The organism is Acinetobacter sp. (assembly GCF_041919735.1).
Lineage (GTDB): Bacteria > Pseudomonadota > Gammaproteobacteria > Pseudomonadales > Moraxellaceae > Acinetobacter.
The window spans coordinates 51,348-67,178 of the sequence record NZ_JAYRTF010000011.1 but is presented as its reverse complement, the minus strand read 5'-3'; the positions used below and the strand labels follow the sequence as shown (position 1 = coordinate 67,178).

Sequence of the window (15,831 nt, the reverse complement as noted above, 5' to 3'; positions counted from 1 at the left end):
ATTTTTTTCTTATTGCTATGAAAACTATGAAATTTGTGTGCTATAACAGAGCACGCAGTTAATGAATTAACCACGCCAAGTGCCCTCCATTTGTGCGTGAAAAAAGATTAGGGTGAATCACGTTGGAACTTTTATCTGGTGGTGAAATGCTTGTTCGCGCATTGGCGGACGAAGGCGTTGAACATGTTTTTGGATACCCAGGCGGCGCAGTACTGCATATTTACGATGCGCTATTTCAACAAGACAAAATTAACCATTACCTTGTGCGTCACGAACAAGCGGCTGGCCATATGGCGGATGCCTACTCGCGTGCGACAGGTAAAACGGGTGTAGTGCTGGTCACTTCAGGTCCAGGCGCAACCAATACTGTTACTCCTATCGCAACAGCTTATATGGACTCAATCCCAATGGTGATTTTGTCTGGCCAAGTTGCGTCGCATCTGATTGGCGAAGATGCATTCCAGGAAACAGACATGGTCGGCATTTCACGTCCAATCGTGAAACACAGCTTCCAAGTGCGCCACGCCAGTGAAATTCCTGCAATCATCAAAAAAGCATTCTATATTGCAGCATCAGGCCGTCCAGGCCCTGTGGTAGTTGATATTCCAAAGGATGCGACCAATCCTGCAGAAAAATTCGCTTACGAATATCCTGAAAAAGTGAAGATGCGTTCTTACCAGCCGCCTCACCGCGGTCACTCAGGCCAAATCCGTAAAGCGATTGATGAACTGATCAACGCAAAACGTCCAATCATCTATTCGGGCGGCGGCGTGGTTCAGGGCAATGCATCAGAATTATTGACAGAGCTTGCGCATTTGCTGGGTTACCCAGTAACCAATACGCTGATGGGTTTAGGTGCTTTCCCGGGCAATGATCCGCAATTTGTGGGCATGCTGGGGATGCACGGCACTTACGAAGCCAATATGACCATGGCGAATGCCGACGTAATTTTAGCGATTGGCGCGCGTTTTGATGACCGCGTAACTAACAATCCTGCGAAATTCTGTCCAAATGCCAAAGTTATTCATATTGACATTGACCCTGCAGCCATTTCAAAAACCATTATGGCGCACATTCCAATTGTGGGTGCAGTAGAACCTGTATTGCAGGAAATGCTGGCACAGCTGAAACAAATGAATGTGTCTAAGCCAAATCCAGAAGCAATTGCGGATTGGTGGAAGCAAATCAATGCATGGCGCGATGCGCACGGCTTGAAAATTGTTGCGCCAACTGACGGCACAATGAAGCCGCAGCAAGTGGTTGCCGCTTTGGATAAAATTACCAACAGCCAAGCGATCATTACTTCGGACGTAGGTCAGCACCAAATGTTTGGCGCGCTGTACTACAAATATACCCGTCCGCGTCAATGGATCAACTCAGGCGGTTTGGGCACGATGGGCGTGGGCTTGCCGTATGCAATGGCAGCCAAGCTTGCATTCCCGGATCAGCAAGTGGTATGCATTACCGGTGAAGCATCGATTCAGATGTGTATCCAAGAATTGTCGACCTGCAAGCAATATGGCTTGAATGTCAAAATCCTGTGCCTGAACAACCGCGCGCTGGGCATGGTAAAACAATGGCAGGATATGAACTACGAAGGCCGCCATTCCAGCTCGTATGTTGAGTCACTGCCTGACTTTGCAAAACTGATGGAAGCTTACGGACACGTCGGCATTCAAATTGACCATGCGGATGAGCTTGAATCCAAGCTGGCTGAAGCGATGGCGATCAATGACAAATGCGTATTTATTAACGTCATGGTTGACCGTTCAGAGCATGTATATCCAATGCTGATTGCGGGCCAGTCTATGAAGGATATGTGGTTAGGCAAAGGGGAGCGCACACAATGAGACACATTATCTCTGTACTCGTAGAGAACGAAGCTGGCGCGCTTTCCCGTTTGGTTGGCCTGTTTTCTCAGCGCGGCTACAACATTGAAACGTTGAACGTGGCGCCGACTGAAGACCCGACTTTGTCGCGTCTGACACTGACAACGTATGGCGATGACCACAAAATTGAGCAAATTACCAAGCAGCTGAACAAGCTGGTGGAAGTTGTGAAAGTTGTGGATTTATCTGAAGGCGCGCATATTGAGCGTGAGCTGATGCTGATCAAAGTGAAAGCTTTGGGCGCAGCGCGTGCTGAAATCAAGCGCACAGCGGATATTTTCCGTGCGCAGGTTGTGGATGTTACACCGACTACTTATACCATTCAGATTGCCGGTACAACGGAAAAGATTGATGGCTTTATTGATGCTTTGGCTGAAAATACCATTCTTGAAGTTGTGCGTTCTGGTGTATCCGGTATCGCGCGCGGCGAAAAAGTTTTAACAATTTAATAAATTTAACCCTATACTCCTCTCCTGCAAGGAGAGGGCTTCAGGAAGTGCCATGATTATTGCGCACAGGATGAAGCAGAAAAGAAACAAAGCATTTTAGCGGAGACAGCAATGCAAATTTTTTATGACAAAGACACAGACTTATCGATCATCCAAGGCAAAAAAGTAGCGATCATCGGCTACGGTTCACAAGGCCACGCGCATGCGCTTAACCTTAAAGATTCAGGCGTTGACGTAACTGTTGGCCTGCGCGCTGGTTCTGCTTCTTGGAAAAAAGCTGAAAATTCTGGTCTTAAAGTTTCAGAAGTGCCTGCTGCTGTATCTCAAGCTGACCTTGTAATGATTTTGACTCCAGATGAGTTTCAATCTCAGCTTTACCGCGACGTAATCGAGCCAAACATCAAAGAAGGCGCGACTTTAGCATTTGCTCACGGTTTCTCTGTTCTTTACAACCAAGTTGTACCGCGTGCTGACTTAGACGTGATCATGGTTGCGCCTAAAGCGCCAGGCCACACTGTACGTTCTGAATTCCAACGCGGTTCAGGTGTGCCTGACTTAATCGCGATTCACCAAGATGCTTCTGGCAATGCACGCAACGTCGCGCTTTCTTATGCTTCTGGCGTAGGCGGCGGCCGTACAGGCATCATCGAAACTTCATTCCGTGAAGAAACTGAAACTGACTTATTCGGTGAGCAAGCAGTTCTTTGCGGCGGTGCTGTTGAATTGGTTAAAATGGGCTTCGAAACTCTGGTTGAAGCTGGTTATGCGCCAGAAATGGCTTACTTTGAATGCTTGCACGAACTTAAATTGATCGTTGACTTGATGTTCGAAGGCGGTATCGCGGACATGAACTACTCAGTATCGAACAATGCTGAATATGGCGAATACGTAACTGGCGTTGAAGTAATCAACGAACAGTCTCGTGAAGCGATGCGCAATGCACTTAAACGTATCCAATCTGGTGAATATGCGAAAATGTTCATCCAAGAAGGTGCGTTGAACTATCCATCTATGACAGCTCGCCGCCGTCAAAACGCTGCTCACGGCATTGAAGTGACTGGCGGTAAATTGCGCGCGATGATGCCTTGGATTCAAGCAAACAAAATCGTAGACAAAGAAAAGAACTAAGTTCTAATTTCTGAGTCAAAAAGCCCTTGTTTTTAACAGGGGCTTTTTTATGCCATGTAAAAACAAAGTTTACTTATTCAGTTCAATTTTGTGCCTCAAAGCAAGGAAAGCAGTACTTTTCTTTTTTTGTACTTTGAATTCAAGCAAAAAAAATCGTGGATAAAGAGAAAAACTCATTTTTAAAACCATTGATTTGCTGTGGAAACCCGCTTATTTGAGCGGTTCTTTTAGGTTTCCAGTTCTTGTTTTGCGGATCACTTAGGGCTTTGTGGTTTTAATGCCTTTTTACGCCGTGAATAACGCACCGCATCGTGGGCATTAATTTCTTTAATTTTAAAAGTAGCCGATATGCTGGAATTCTTGAGTGTTGAGATAGGTGCCTGCAGGCATGCTGCAGTGTTGAATATGCGGTGGATATCTGTCATCAGGATGAAATATCAGGAGGATTTTGCTTCAGTCATGTTAAGCAGCAAAAATCATCAATAGAGTTTGAATCTGCTGTAATTTTGTTGTGATACATTATTGGTTATTCATATCATTTTATGAGTGTAGCTTCACAATGATTAAAAAAACTCTTCTTTGTTTGGCGGTATTCACATTTTCGACCATCAGCTTTGCTGAAAGCCCACCTGTGCCTGCAGAAAATACCCAGTTGAAGTCTATTGGCAGTGTCCGCGTTTCTATGCAGCGGATGCTGCGCTCTACAGACGGGCGCTATTTTTTGGATTTGTATGCAGGCATTTGGAATCCGCATGGCGTACTGAAAGATTTGGCTGAGAACAAGAGCATCGCTTTTAAAGGCAGCCAAAAGGGCGATCAGCTAAAGCTTAAATCAGTCAGTGTAGACAGTATGGATGGGGCGGCTGCGACATATGAATTAAGCGGAAAACTGGATGCGAATACCGGTCTGATGACAGCAGAATTACTTTCTTCGGATTCTGATGACAAGGCTGCAATCCATTTTGAGCCGGCTTTTAAAGCAGTGGACAAGCCGGTGATTGTCTTTAAATTCTATGGCGCCGAGGGTGAGGGCCAGCCTTATGGCAAAGCGCTAAAACGCGTGGATATTGTGAATAAAAGCAATAATATGGTGATGCAAAGCTTGAGCGGCTTTACAGCTTATGCCGGCAGTATCGGCTTTTTAGACATTAATTTTGACGGCTATTATGATGTCGTGCTGGCAGATGTGTCCGCCAATCGAAAAGTTGAAGATAAGCGTTTTATTTATTGGATGTACAATCCTAAAACCAAGCTGTTTCAGCGCTCATCGCAATTAGAAAACATTACAGGATTTCCTGCGCTGCATGGAGATCGTCAGCAAATTGATTTCGGCAATGGTCAGCGATATCAAGTGACCAATGGTCTGCTGAATAAAATTGCAGAATAGTGCTGGCGCTATTTATCGTATTTTTACAGTTTAATCTCTATAGAAGCAGGCCTGTATTTGATATAGGCCTGCTTTTTTATATGGCAATCAAGTGAAAAGAGCATTTTAGTTCAGTATTTTATAAGTTTTACCTGAACATACTGTCTTTAAAGAATTGATTGAAGGAACTGCAGAGTGAATTCTCCGCATTACTGTCTCGGACAGTTTTTTATTTATCAGGATAAATCTGGTTTTGTTCTGAAAATTGATAACAGGTTTAAAAATAATAAGCGCTAAAAGCAAACTAAAAGCTTTGATAAGATAATTTTCTCATAAAATAAATTTAATGATTCGAATAAGAATGAAAGAGGATTTCGGTTTTTTTGCAGCTGTTTGTTTTTGATGAGTTGTGAAATAACACGATAATATCTGTAAAATTGTGACATATTGTGTATTTTTTTATCATTTAAGAGCATTTTTTTATTAATAAGCAATCCCTTTTTTTGGGTATCTGCATTTATTAAACTTATTAAATCCAAAAAGTTGATAGTTTTTATTTTAACAAATAAGTGAAATATCACATTAAAAGAGAAAGCTTGTCTTCGAAAATGAAGAAATTTCATTGTTTAGTGTAATTTAATGTAAGTGGTTTGTGAAAAATTATAAATAAAATTCCCCTTATTTTTTTGTTTAAAAAATAGTCAATCGCTATTTTAATTCATTTTTTTTCGTCAGCTGGGAATGGCCGGAATACAGCGCTTGGGGCATAACATTTTAATAAAGCGTGGTTTTGTACATCAATATTTTTAAAAAAAGTGATGTAAGTCACGTTTTGCGTGAAAGATGTCACATAAATTGTTTTTTGGAAATTTTATTGAACAATGAGTATGCCCTTGGGAGAAATGAAGATTGATTAGATTAATTAAAATATTTGCTAAACAATCCAATTCGAAAAAGTGGTGGCTAGATAATAAATTAATGGAGAATCCATCATGAATAAAATGACACAAGCTGCCTTGGCAGCATTGGTATTAGGTGCATGCTCAGCTAGCGTTTTCGCCGATGATGCGGCTAAAGGCGGCCGTGATAACGACAATGACCGCTGGAAAGGCTGTACTGAAGTTGGCTGCAGTAAAGATATTCCAATCAAACTTACGGTGAAAAAAACCTGCACCATTTCTGATCCTAAAGATCTGGTGTTAAAAACAGATGCAACCAATGTGACTTCAAGCTATAGCGTAACTACAAATACGCATTATATTTTGAATTTAAGTACAGCAAATGCCAATACCAGCAACAATACGTTTGTGAAGAATGGCAGTGATAAAATTGATACAGTTATTACAACTGCGAGAACATCAGGCAGTGCAGGTCCGGCTGCTCCAGGTTGGGGCAACAACAACTATGCAGGCATGTCAGTGGATAATTTCACTGTGACAGCGCGTACCAAAGCAGTTGTACCTGCAACAGCAGCTTCGGGTGATTATACGGATACTTATAAAATCCGTGTTTATTACTAAGATGCTGAATGCAGAAAAAGCATTATTTAATTAAATAAAAAAATAAATAATCTGACTTGTTGCCAGCAATGAGTCAGATTTCTAAATAATAAAAGGGCGAATAAAAGGGCACAATCATGAAAAAAAAATTATTTGTTTTTATGACAACTCTAATGCTGGCAGCCAAAGCATCGGCAGGAGTCTCGGTCTCACCGGTTCAGCTGTTTATCGATAACCCCAATAAACTGAAATCTACCACTTTAACTTTAGAATCCGTGGATGAAACTGAAAAACGGGTCTTTGAAGTTAAGGTCTTTAAATGGACGCAGGATAGCCAGGGTGCAAATGTTCTGGAGCCAGACAATAGCCTTATTGTTAACCCTAAAAATTTTATTTTGCAGCCGAATAAGCGGCAAGCAATACGTATAGGTTTTCCCCAGGCTTCTACAGCAGCGCTTAATGGTGCGGGCGAACAGTCATGGCGGATCATTGTGGATGAGATTACGCCCGTAAACAACCAGCTGGCGGTTAAATTTCTTGTCAATTTCAATTTGCCGCTTTTTGTCGGCAAGCAAGATGATCTGAATGTCAAATTTGATGTGCAAAGTAATAAACTGGTGTTAAACAATCTTGCAAATTCGCATGTGCAAGTGACGAATTTAAAGGTTTTGAATGACCAGAAAAAAGTAATTTACAATAATGACACGATGGCATATGCCTTGCCAAAAAATAAATTAATCTATGATTTGAAAGATATCAATCTGAATCATGCAGAAAAATACAGTGTGATGCTTGAAACAAATAAGTCAAAAAAAGCGGTTGAAATGAAATTATCTAACTAATAACGGGAGAAACGCTATGACTATAAATAGAAAAATAATAGTCATTATGAATTTTTTCCTGGTTGTCAATGTATACGCCAATGAGCCGCCAGATGAAAAAATTATCGCCAACTTATGGATAAATGAGCTGAATCAAAACGTTGATGCAACACTGATTAAACACAATGCGAATTATTATATAGAGTGCGCTTTATTGACTGAACGCAAAGTTGATGGAGCCCGTTTGACCAAACTTGATGGAGCCGGTGATTTCTGTTTGGTTTCCACCGATCAGATGAAAGCGGCATTTGATGATGAAAGTCAGTCTATTAAGCTGAGCATTCCCAGCCAGTATTTTTTAGTCAGCCGCATAGGCGACTATGAGTTTGACCGCCCGGAAAAGGCCAGCTTAGGCGGCTTTATTAATTATGAAGTGCACTACAACCATACTCTTTTTTCAGATGGATACGATGGTTTAGTCGATGTCGGGATTTTTAAAAACTATTGGTTCTTTAAAAATTCCATGCTGTACAACAGCGAAGCAATGGATGAAAAAACCGTACGCTTAGGCACAAGCCTGGATATCGATTTCCCAGATAAATTAACCCGATTCACTTTTGGTGATACCACAACCGTTTCCAATCCATTTTTCAATTCATTGCGTTTTGCCGGAGTGAACTGGGGAACAAATTATTTAGAACGGCCGGGTTTTGTTTATTGGAACACGCCGCAAATACAAGGTACAGCGCGGCTGCCCTCAACTGTAGAACTCTATATGAATGGAGTGAAGATTTATAATCAAAAAGTCAGCCCGGGGGATTATGTGCTGCAGACTGGTTCACAAATCAACTATACCGGTAATGCGCAAATGGTCGTTGAAGATGTGCTGGGCAATCGAAGCATTAAAACCTTGCCAATTCTTGTGAATAATAAACTGCTGCGCAAGGGGCTCAGCGAGTACAGCATTTCATTGGGTAAGCTTCGCTATAATTATTATACTTCCAGTGATGATTATCGTGATTTTTTAACCAATATTTATTACCGCAAAGGGCTGCGTGATACAACCTCTTTAGGAACCAATATCTCCTATACCAAGGATCTTCAAAATACTGGGATTACCTGGACGCAAGGCTTGCCGTATTTTGTGCTTTTAGACACCCTTGTTCAGAATTCCAATTCTGATGACGGCTCGAAATTTTTATATGGCCTGTCTTTAAGCAAAGATTTTCTCAACATATCTTTGGGAATCAGTTCTAAATATTCAGAAGAGGGTTTCCGTTATGTAGGTGATGACCCGCTGCAGAACAATGCAGTGCCTGAATTCGAAAATTTTGCCTATATCGCTTTCAGTAACGTGCCTGTTTTTCAAAATATCAATATGAGCTATGCCGAGCAAAAATATTATGAGAACAGTGGATCTCCCTTTACTAACGACAAAATTTTCAATGTGGGTTTCAACCGGATGTTCGGGAATCAGTTTTCTTTCGGCCTAAGTTATTTCAAGCGCTTTGGCGATATTGAAGATAGCGGCGGAATTTTAAGCATGACCTATAATTTTGATACCCGCAATAAGGTTTATTTGAATTATAGCTCAAACGATAAAAATGGCAGTTTGCAGTATGTGCATGACAGCGGCAGTCAGGTCGGATTGGATTACGCCATTGGCGCTAACCGCCGTCAGGATGAAAATATTGCCACTTTAGATGTGACGGCTAAAACGCGTGCGGGTGACCTTAGCCTGCAGCATTATCAGTATGAGCATGAAAGTGAATCAACTGTCGGTTATAGCGGCGCTATCGCCTTCTTGAATGGTCAAATGAATTTTACAAAATCCATTAATAATGCTTTCGCGCTGGTCAAAGTTGGCAATTATTCAGGTGTGGATGTATTAAGCGCACTGAATCATGTCGAAAAAACCGATAAAAAAGGCTATGCCTTTGTGCACGATATTGTTCCTTATATTAAATACGATATTGGTTTTGATGAAAATCAGCTGCCTATCGAAGAAAAATTTGACAGCTCCACCAAGCCATTAACAGCACTGAATCAGCGTGGATATGTTGTAGATTTTCCAATTCAGCATACTTTCATGCTGACATTGCAGCCGCAAGATGCCAGCGGCGCGAATTTTAAACCAGGCTCGGAGCTTCATTTGGCGAATGGTGATGTGTATCCAATTACCTCGGATGGCTCGGTTACAGTATATGGCATGACTGTGGGAGCTCATAAAATGACAGTGCTCTATGGTGAGAATACTTCATGCACATTTAATGTGAATCTTACTGAGAAAGATGCAAAAGATGCTGCCCTGGGTTCTCAGCCGATGCGTATTGTCTGCAAGTAAGGAGTACGTGATGAAAATTAAATATATCTTAGGGTGTGCCGGCTTGCTGATTGCGATGAGCGGACATGCGCAGCAATGTCAAATTGACCGGATGACCTCAAGCCAGCTGCAGCTGAATGCGAGTACGCAAACCCGCTCAGCCTTATCTTTTAAGGTGAATTGTGATTTGAAATATGCAATTCAGTTTAGAACGCGAAATGCGCAGGGCACATCCGGCAAAAGTTATTTAACCAATGGACGCCTTGGCCGGTTGCAAACTCAAATGAATATTTCAGGAGGTTCCGGTTCGCACTGGGGCGCGCCAATGACTCAATCCGGCTTGGATCAATACATTGTGACTGTTCAATTGGTGGAAAAGCCGACTGCGCTGACGCCTGCCGGTGACTATACAGATGATTTATACATCAGCTTATTTTTTTAAAAGCATCAACAATACAGAGGCGTATTTAAAAGTTTTTTTGTGATCAAGCCCGAATGGTCAGCAGCCGCCAGCCTCAAGCATTGGCGGCTTTTTTTATTCCGTGTCTGGATGAATCCAGCGATGGTATTTCTCTGGGATTCTCAGCAGCGGAAATGCGGGCAGTATCGCTGAACTGTCATCGAAGCATCATCAAAATGAAAGAAATATCCCCTAAACTTCTGCTAAAACTCAAATGATAGGTAGGATATGGAACAGGCATCCGTATTTGGTCATTTAAAACAACAAGATTTTCCAGAAAGTTTTAAGTTTTATATTAAAAATAAAAATGCGCAGCATATTCAGCACGATCAGCGTGTTTTGAATGAGCTGGTCCGCCCGCGCCTAAGAATCGCGATTGTCACCGAAACCTGGCCGCCAGAAATCAATGGTGTCGCCTTGTCTTTATTGCAATTGTGCAAAGGGCTGCAGCGGCAGGGCCACAAAATTCTCCTGATCCGTCCGCAGCAAAAGCAGGCATGCAGCCATTTCGTTCCAAATAAAGAGTGTCTGGTGCTGGCGCAGTCTATTCCGCGCTATCCGAGCCTTAAATTTGGCTGGCCGCAGTATTTGAAAGTATCGGGCGCAATAGACGAGTTTATTCCAGATGTGGTGCATATTGTGACTGAAGGCCCGCTGGGTTTGGCCGCGCTGCAGGCCGCCAAAAGCAAGAATATTCCAGTTTCCAGCGGTTTCCATTCGGCTTTTCAGGATTTCAGCCGCTTCTTTGATTTGGCGTTTTTAATGAAGCCGGTGCAGCATTATTTACGCTGGTTTCACAACAATACCCAGCTGACCTGTGTGCCCAGTCAAAATACGGCACAGTCTTTGCAGGATTTAGGGGTGCTTTGCCCAATGGCCGTGGTCGGCCGCGGGGTGGATGTGGACTGCTTTAACCCTAAACATTATTCTGCGCCATTGCGCCAGCGCTGGGGCGCGGATGAGCAAACCGCCGTGCTGCTGTATGTAGGCCGGCTGTCTCCTGAAAAAGAAGTGAACCTGATTGTGAATGCTTTTGCGGCCATGCAAAAAAACAGTACGAAAAAGGCGGTTTTAGTGATTGTCGGCGATGGGCCGGAGCGCGAAAAACTGCAGCGTTTAGGGCAATCCTTGCGTGTGATTTTTACCGGCAGCTTAAGCGGCGCCAAGCTGTCAGAAGCATATGCGAGCGCAGATGCTTTTGTGTTTGCCAGTCAAGTTGAAACCTTTGGCAATGTAGTGCTGGAAGCGATGGCCAGCGGCCTGCCTGTGGTGGCTTATGACTATGCCTGCGCGCAGCAGCATGTGCGGCATCTGAGATCTGGGTGGTTATGCGCATTGGGCGATGCTGCCGCATTTATCGGATTTATGCAGCGGCTGCCGGACAGGCCAACACTGAAGCAGATGGGGCTGAATGCAAGAAGCGATATTCAGGATGTGGGCTGGCGGCATCCCGTCCAGCAATTCGAACAGGCGCTGTACTCTGCGGCGCAGGCCAAGACTTGATGGACTGAGCACAGCAGCGGCACTCGAGGAGAGAACAATGAAATTTAAAAATGCAAAAATAAGAATGCTTGATCTCGATTTAAAAGGCTGTATTTACCTCAACACTTTCTCACGCTCAGAACGGGTGACGCAATTTTTTAAAATCATCAGCCGTTTGGGCGATGGCATGTTTTGGTATGTCATGCTGGGCGCGGTGTGGATTTTGCAGGGGCTGATGTTTGGCCTGCAAATGCTGTATATGCTGCTTGGCGGCTCAGTCGGAACCAGCATTTATAAGGTATTAAAAAAGAAAACAGTGCGTCCGCGGCCTTATCAAGTGCATCAGGTGATCCGGCTGGGCGAGCGCCCGCTGGATCATTTCAGTTTTCCATCCGGGCACACGCTGCATGCGGTGATGGCGACAACGGTGCTGGGCTATGTGCAGCCGATTCTGCTGCTGTTCATGCTGCCATTTACCGTGCTGGTGGCGCTGTCGCGCATGGTGCTGGGGCTGCATTATCCCAGCGATGTGGCGGTTGGTGCTTTAATTGGCGGTACAGTAGCGAGCGCAATTGTATTGTCTGCGCCAGTATTTAATATTGCGCTGTAAACGCCGCATTGTAAAAATCAGGCGGCAAAAATCGCGCAGTTTTCGGAAATTTGTTAAAGTACGGCATTATTCAAACGATGTTGGGAAAACCTATGGGTTTACGCTGGACAGATACTATCGATATTGCGATTGAGCTTTATGACGCGCATCCGGATGTGGATCCGCAGTGGGTCCGCTTTACCGATTTGCATGCATGGGTATGCGCGCTGCCGGATTTCTCAGACAACCCTGAAAAATCGACAGAAGGTTTGCTTGAAGCGATTCAAATGGCTTGGATTGACGAAGCAAGCTGACATTGCGTCGAAAAAAGCAATTTTTTTACATCTTAAAAGCAGAAAATAGCGCATTATTCGGTATAATGCGCCAAATTTTCCTGTCAAATTGACTCAAGGAGCCTATCATGGCTATCGAACGTACTTTATCTATCGTAAAACCAGATGCAGTTGCTAAAAACCACATCGGCGACATCTTTGCCCGTTTTGAAAAAGCTGGCCTTAAAATTGTTGCAACTAAAATGAAACACTTGACTCAAGCTGAAGCTGAAGGCTTCTACGCTGAGCACAAAGAACGCGGTTTCTTTGCTGACCTAGTTGCATTCATGACTTCTGGTCCAGTTGTTGTTTCAGTTCTTGAAGGCGAAAACGCAGTTCTTGCTCACCGCGACATCCTTGGCGCAACTAACCCTAAAGAAGCTGCTCCAGGCACTATCCGCGCTGACTTCGCTGTAAGCATCGACGAAAACGCTGCTCACGGTTCTGACTCTGTAGCATCTGCTGACCGTGAAGTTAACTACTTCTTCGCTCAAACTGAGATTGCTCCGCGTACTCGTTAATTCGAAGTATTCAAACCAGATAAGTGTTATTATACTTATCTGGTTTTTTTATTCCCTGAATAAAACTTTGCTCGTTTATTGAGCTTCTCCTTTCATCTTTAGACATGGTTTAGGTAATTACACATGAGTACTGAAGTAGTCGCTGTCTCTGCAGTTTCGGCTGAACAGCAGCAATCTCCATCCGCTCCTGCACAGCAAAATGCTGTGGAGAAAGTGAATTTACTCGGCATGTCGCGTCCGCAAATGGAAAAATTCTTCGAAGACATGGGCGAGAAGAAATTCCGTGCCGGGCAGGTGATGAAATGGATTCACCAGTTCTTTGTCACAGATTTTGCTGAGATGACCAATATCTCAGGCAAATTGCGTGAAAAACTGGAAAAGATTTGTGAAATTAAAGCGCCGGAAGTGGTGCATAAAAACTATTCGAAAGACGGCACGCGTAAGTGGGTGTTCCGTGTCGGTGATGGCGCGGGTTCATTGGTGGAAACCGTGCTGATTCCTGCTGACGACAAAACCGGCGCGCGCAAGACCTTGTGCATTTCTTCACAAGTAGGCTGTGCGCTGGACTGTTCATTCTGCTCGACTGGAAAGCAAGGTTTTCAGCGCGATTTAAGCCAAGCGGAAATCATTGGCCAGCTGTGGATGGCAAACTATTCATATATGGAAGATGTGCCAGTGGCGGAGCGTGAACGTTCAGTAACCAACGTGGTGATGATGGGCATGGGTGAGCCGTTGCTGAACTACGATGCGGTATTGAATTCTATGCGCATCATGCTGGATGACTTTGCATACGGCATGTCTAAGCGCCGCGTGACGCTATCGACTTCAGGTGTGGTGCCGAAAATTGATCAATTGGCGCAGGATATTGATGTGGCTTTGGCGATTTCCCTGCATGCGCCGAATGATGAATTGCGCAACGAATTGGTGCCGATCAATAAAAAATATCCATTGGAACAGCTGATTGCTGCTTGCCAACGCTATATCGCCAAAGACGGCAATGAAAGTTCACGCAAGCATGTGACCATTGAATATGTGATGCTGGATGGGGTGAATGATAAGCCCGAGCATGCACAGCAAATGCTGAAACTGCTGAAAAATCTGCCGAGCAAAATTAATTTAATTCCATTTAATCCGTTCCCGCACGCGCCATATGGCCGTTCAAGCCGGAATCGGATTATTTCTTTCCAAAAAACTTTGTCTGATGCCGGTTTTGTGTGTACGATTCGTCAGACACGCGGCGATGATATTGATGCTGCGTGCGGACAGCTTGTGGGGCAAGTTGCTGACCGTACCCGCCGTGCGGAACAGTGGAAGAAAAAAGTAGCGCAGCAAAATGAGATTCTGCGCTCAGAAGGATAATAAGAGGCAGCCAATTGAGAACCTTAACGTATAAATTTGCTTTTATGACATCTTTATGCCTGTCTGCAGTTTTGTTGACAGCATGCCAGACAACTCAAACTCTAGGACAAAAAGATCCGGAAAAAGCAGCCAAAGTACGTGCTCAAATGGCAGGTGAATTTCTGCGAACTGGCGATTTGGATGCGGCAAAACGTACGCTGGATCAAGCGCTGGAGCAGAATTCGCGTGATGCGCAGGCGAATATGATGATGGGCGTGCTGCTGCAGCAGGAAGGCAGCAAGCTGAATATGGAAAAAGCTGATGGCTATTTCCGCAAAGCGATTTCGGTAGACCCTAAAAATGCGCAGGCGCGTAACAACTATGGTACGTATTTGTATCAGGTTGGGCGCTATAATGATGCGCTTGAACAATTGAATATCGCTGGTTCTACTTTGGGCTATGATCAGCGGGCTCAATCGCTTGAAAATGCCGGCCAAATTTACGTGAAATTGGGTGATAAAGCGAATGCTGAAAAAACATTCAAGCAGGCGCTGCAAATTAATCGTGATTCCTATGTTTCAATGTTAGAGTTGGCGGAAATCTTTTATTTGAACCAGCAAACCAATGCCGCAACCCAAATGTATGAACAATTTGTACGCGGCGTAGGGCAACAAAATCAGGGCGCACGCGCGCTTTGGGTTGGTATCCGCACCGCGCGTGCGAATGGGGATAAAATGGGAACGCAGGAGCTGGTGAATCAGCTGCGTGCGCTGTACCCGGAAAGTCCTGAATACCAGCGTTATTTGCAATTACAGTACAGTACTGAGGCCGTATGGAAGTAAATCCTAATTCACCGCAATCGAATGCTTCGAGCGCAGCTCCCAATGCGTTAGGAAATGTACAGCGTCCGGGTGAGTACTTGCGTCAAATCCGTATTGCTCAAAAGCTTGAGCTGGAAGATGCGGCGAAGGAATTGAATATTCCTGTGAAAGCCCTGACGGCGCTTGAACAGGATGATTATAAAGCATTGCCGGAAGCGACTTTTATTAAAGGCTATTACCGGACCTATGCAAAATATTTGAAAGTCGATGCCACCAGCATCATTCAGCGTTTTGATGATATTTATGCCAATGATACTGGCCTTCTGCCGAATCATGCGCTGAATAATTCTCCGATTAAAATTATGGGGAAACTGCCGGGTTCAAACCGTGACCGCAACCGCAAATGGCTGAAGCGCGGCTTGCTGGTTATTGCGGTGATTGCCGTGATCGGCATTCTGGTTTCAGTCGTGCAGAACATGTCCGGCAGCACAGATGCGGAAAGCGCAGCGGTGCAGGAAACGCCTGAAGTGCAGGTTCTCAATATGAATGGCGCTGCGGCCGTTTCTGGCGATCAGCTGAGCCTGAACTTCAGCACTCCGACTTCTGTGCATATTGTCGATGCGACAGGCAAGGTCTTGGCGACAGGCCGTCAGGCGTCTGCATTGAATTTAAATGGCGAAGCGCCGTTCCAAATCCGTTTGGATGATGCGGATGCTGTGTCATTAAGCTTAAATAATGAAAGCATTTCATTGTCGCCATATACCGTAAACGGCAAAGCAGATTTCCGTTTATCACGTTAATGGCCAGGGGTAG

General features: G+C 44.3%; 15 protein-coding genes. All 15 read left to right on the top strand.

Features of this window, described 5'->3' with window-relative positions:
* Positions 1-122: 122 nt before the first annotated feature.
* The 15 genes from ACE3T3_RS08415 to ACE3T3_RS08345 all read left to right on the top strand — a co-directional run bounded on the left by ACE3T3_RS08415 (position 123) and on the right by ACE3T3_RS08345 (position 15,818).
* Positions 123-1,850 (top strand): acetolactate synthase 3 large subunit, encoded by a 1,728-nt coding sequence (locus ACE3T3_RS08415; protein WP_374665894.1) that lies wholly within the window; start codon positions 123-125, stop codon positions 1,848-1,850.
* Positions 1,847-2,338, top strand: a complete 492-nt coding sequence (gene ilvN, locus ACE3T3_RS08410; protein WP_005016393.1) for an acetolactate synthase small subunit — start codon at positions 1,847-1,849, stop codon at positions 2,336-2,338. Before ACE3T3_RS08415 ends, ilvN begins: the two co-directional genes overlap by 4 nt.
* A gap of 111 nt (positions 2,339-2,449) precedes the next feature.
* Positions 2,450-3,466 carry a ketol-acid reductoisomerase gene (ilvC, locus tag ACE3T3_RS08405; protein WP_374665892.1) on the top strand — a complete coding sequence of 339 codons (1,017 nt, stop codon included), beginning with the start codon at positions 2,450-2,452 and terminating at the stop codon, positions 3,464-3,466.
* A gap of 559 nt (positions 3,467-4,025) precedes the next feature.
* Complete coding sequence (locus tag ACE3T3_RS08400; RefSeq protein ID WP_374665890.1) at positions 4,026-4,853, top strand: hypothetical protein; 828 nt, start codon at positions 4,026-4,028, stop codon at positions 4,851-4,853.
* A gap of 971 nt (positions 4,854-5,824) precedes the next feature.
* Positions 5,825-6,352, top strand: coding sequence for a hypothetical protein (locus ACE3T3_RS08395; RefSeq protein WP_374665888.1), 528 nt, complete (start codon positions 5,825-5,827; stop codon positions 6,350-6,352).
* A gap of 116 nt (positions 6,353-6,468) precedes the next feature.
* Entirely contained in the window at positions 6,469-7,173 is a 705-nt protein-coding gene (locus ACE3T3_RS08390; protein ID WP_374665886.1) for a molecular chaperone, read from the top strand.
* Between the two features lie 46 nt (positions 7,174-7,219).
* Positions 7,220-9,496: a fimbria/pilus outer membrane usher protein gene (locus ACE3T3_RS08385; RefSeq protein ID WP_374665884.1), complete on the top strand. Its 2,277-nt coding sequence runs from the start codon at positions 7,220-7,222 to the stop codon at positions 9,494-9,496.
* Positions 9,497-9,506: 10 nt separating this feature from the next.
* Positions 9,507-9,917, top strand: a complete 411-nt coding sequence (locus tag ACE3T3_RS08380; protein ID WP_374665882.1) for a hypothetical protein — start codon at positions 9,507-9,509, stop codon at positions 9,915-9,917.
* 246 nt (positions 9,918-10,163) lie between these two features.
* Positions 10,164-11,438 carry a glycosyltransferase family 4 protein gene (locus tag ACE3T3_RS08375; RefSeq protein WP_374665881.1) on the top strand — a complete coding sequence of 425 codons (1,275 nt, stop codon included), beginning with the start codon at positions 10,164-10,166 and terminating at the stop codon, positions 11,436-11,438.
* A 37-nt stretch (positions 11,439-11,475) separates the two neighbouring features.
* The gene (locus ACE3T3_RS08370; RefSeq protein WP_374665879.1) at positions 11,476-12,027 is read left to right on the top strand and encodes a phosphatase PAP2 family protein; all 552 of its coding nucleotides are present in this window, start codon (positions 11,476-11,478) and stop codon (positions 12,025-12,027) included.
* A gap of 92 nt (positions 12,028-12,119) precedes the next feature.
* Positions 12,120-12,320 (top strand): Fe-S cluster assembly protein IscX, encoded by a 201-nt coding sequence (gene iscX, locus ACE3T3_RS08365; RefSeq protein WP_374665877.1) that lies wholly within the window; start codon positions 12,120-12,122, stop codon positions 12,318-12,320.
* A gap of 107 nt (positions 12,321-12,427) precedes the next feature.
* Positions 12,428-12,859 (top strand): nucleoside-diphosphate kinase, encoded by a 432-nt coding sequence (ndk, locus tag ACE3T3_RS08360; RefSeq protein ID WP_035265623.1) that lies wholly within the window; start codon positions 12,428-12,430, stop codon positions 12,857-12,859.
* 123 nt (positions 12,860-12,982) lie between these two features.
* A complete protein-coding gene (rlmN, locus tag ACE3T3_RS08355; protein ID WP_374665875.1) occupies positions 12,983-14,218 on the top strand; it encodes a 23S rRNA (adenine(2503)-C(2))-methyltransferase RlmN in 1,236 nt (411 codons plus the stop codon).
* Positions 14,219-14,262: 44 nt separating this feature from the next.
* On the top strand, positions 14,263-15,039 hold the full coding sequence (gene pilW, locus ACE3T3_RS08350) for a type IV pilus biogenesis/stability protein PilW (protein WP_374665873.1): 777 nt from the start codon (positions 14,263-14,265) through the stop codon (positions 15,037-15,039).
* Positions 15,030-15,818, top strand: coding sequence for a helix-turn-helix domain-containing protein (locus tag ACE3T3_RS08345; RefSeq protein WP_374665871.1), 789 nt, complete (start codon positions 15,030-15,032; stop codon positions 15,816-15,818). Before pilW ends, ACE3T3_RS08345 begins: the two co-directional genes overlap by 10 nt.
* The last annotated feature ends 13 nt before the right edge of the window (positions 15,819-15,831 follow it).

Excerpts from the sequence above, each read along its gene's own strand:
- ACE3T3_RS08370 (WP_374665879.1), top strand. The coding sequence starts at position 11,476 with ATGAAATTTAAAAATGCAAAAATAAGAATGCTTGATCTCGATTTAAAA.
- rlmN (WP_374665875.1), top strand. The coding sequence starts at position 12,983 with ATGAGTACTGAAGTAGTCGCTGTCTCTGCAGTTTCGGCTGAACAGCAG.
- ACE3T3_RS08380 (WP_374665882.1), top strand. The coding sequence starts at position 9,507 with ATGAAAATTAAATATATCTTAGGGTGTGCCGGCTTGCTGATTGCGATG.
- ACE3T3_RS08400 (WP_374665890.1), top strand. The coding sequence starts at position 4,026 with ATGATTAAAAAAACTCTTCTTTGTTTGGCGGTATTCACATTTTCGACC.
- ACE3T3_RS08375 (WP_374665881.1), top strand. The coding sequence starts at position 10,164 with ATGGAACAGGCATCCGTATTTGGTCATTTAAAACAACAAGATTTTCCA.
- iscX (WP_374665877.1), top strand. The coding sequence starts at position 12,120 with ATGGGTTTACGCTGGACAGATACTATCGATATTGCGATTGAGCTTTAT.
- ilvC (WP_374665892.1), top strand. The coding sequence starts at position 2,450 with ATGCAAATTTTTTATGACAAAGACACAGACTTATCGATCATCCAAGGC.
- pilW (WP_374665873.1), top strand. The coding sequence starts at position 14,263 with ATGACATCTTTATGCCTGTCTGCAGTTTTGTTGACAGCATGCCAGACA.
- ACE3T3_RS08395 (WP_374665888.1), top strand. The coding sequence starts at position 5,825 with ATGAATAAAATGACACAAGCTGCCTTGGCAGCATTGGTATTAGGTGCA.
- ACE3T3_RS08345 (WP_374665871.1), top strand. The coding sequence starts at position 15,030 with ATGGAAGTAAATCCTAATTCACCGCAATCGAATGCTTCGAGCGCAGCT.
- ilvN (WP_005016393.1), top strand. The coding sequence starts at position 1,847 with ATGAGACACATTATCTCTGTACTCGTAGAGAACGAAGCTGGCGCGCTT.
- ACE3T3_RS08385 (WP_374665884.1), top strand. The coding sequence starts at position 7,220 with ATGAATTTTTTCCTGGTTGTCAATGTATACGCCAATGAGCCGCCAGAT.
- ACE3T3_RS08390 (WP_374665886.1), top strand. The coding sequence starts at position 6,469 with ATGAAAAAAAAATTATTTGTTTTTATGACAACTCTAATGCTGGCAGCC.
- ndk (WP_035265623.1), top strand. The coding sequence starts at position 12,428 with ATGGCTATCGAACGTACTTTATCTATCGTAAAACCAGATGCAGTTGCT.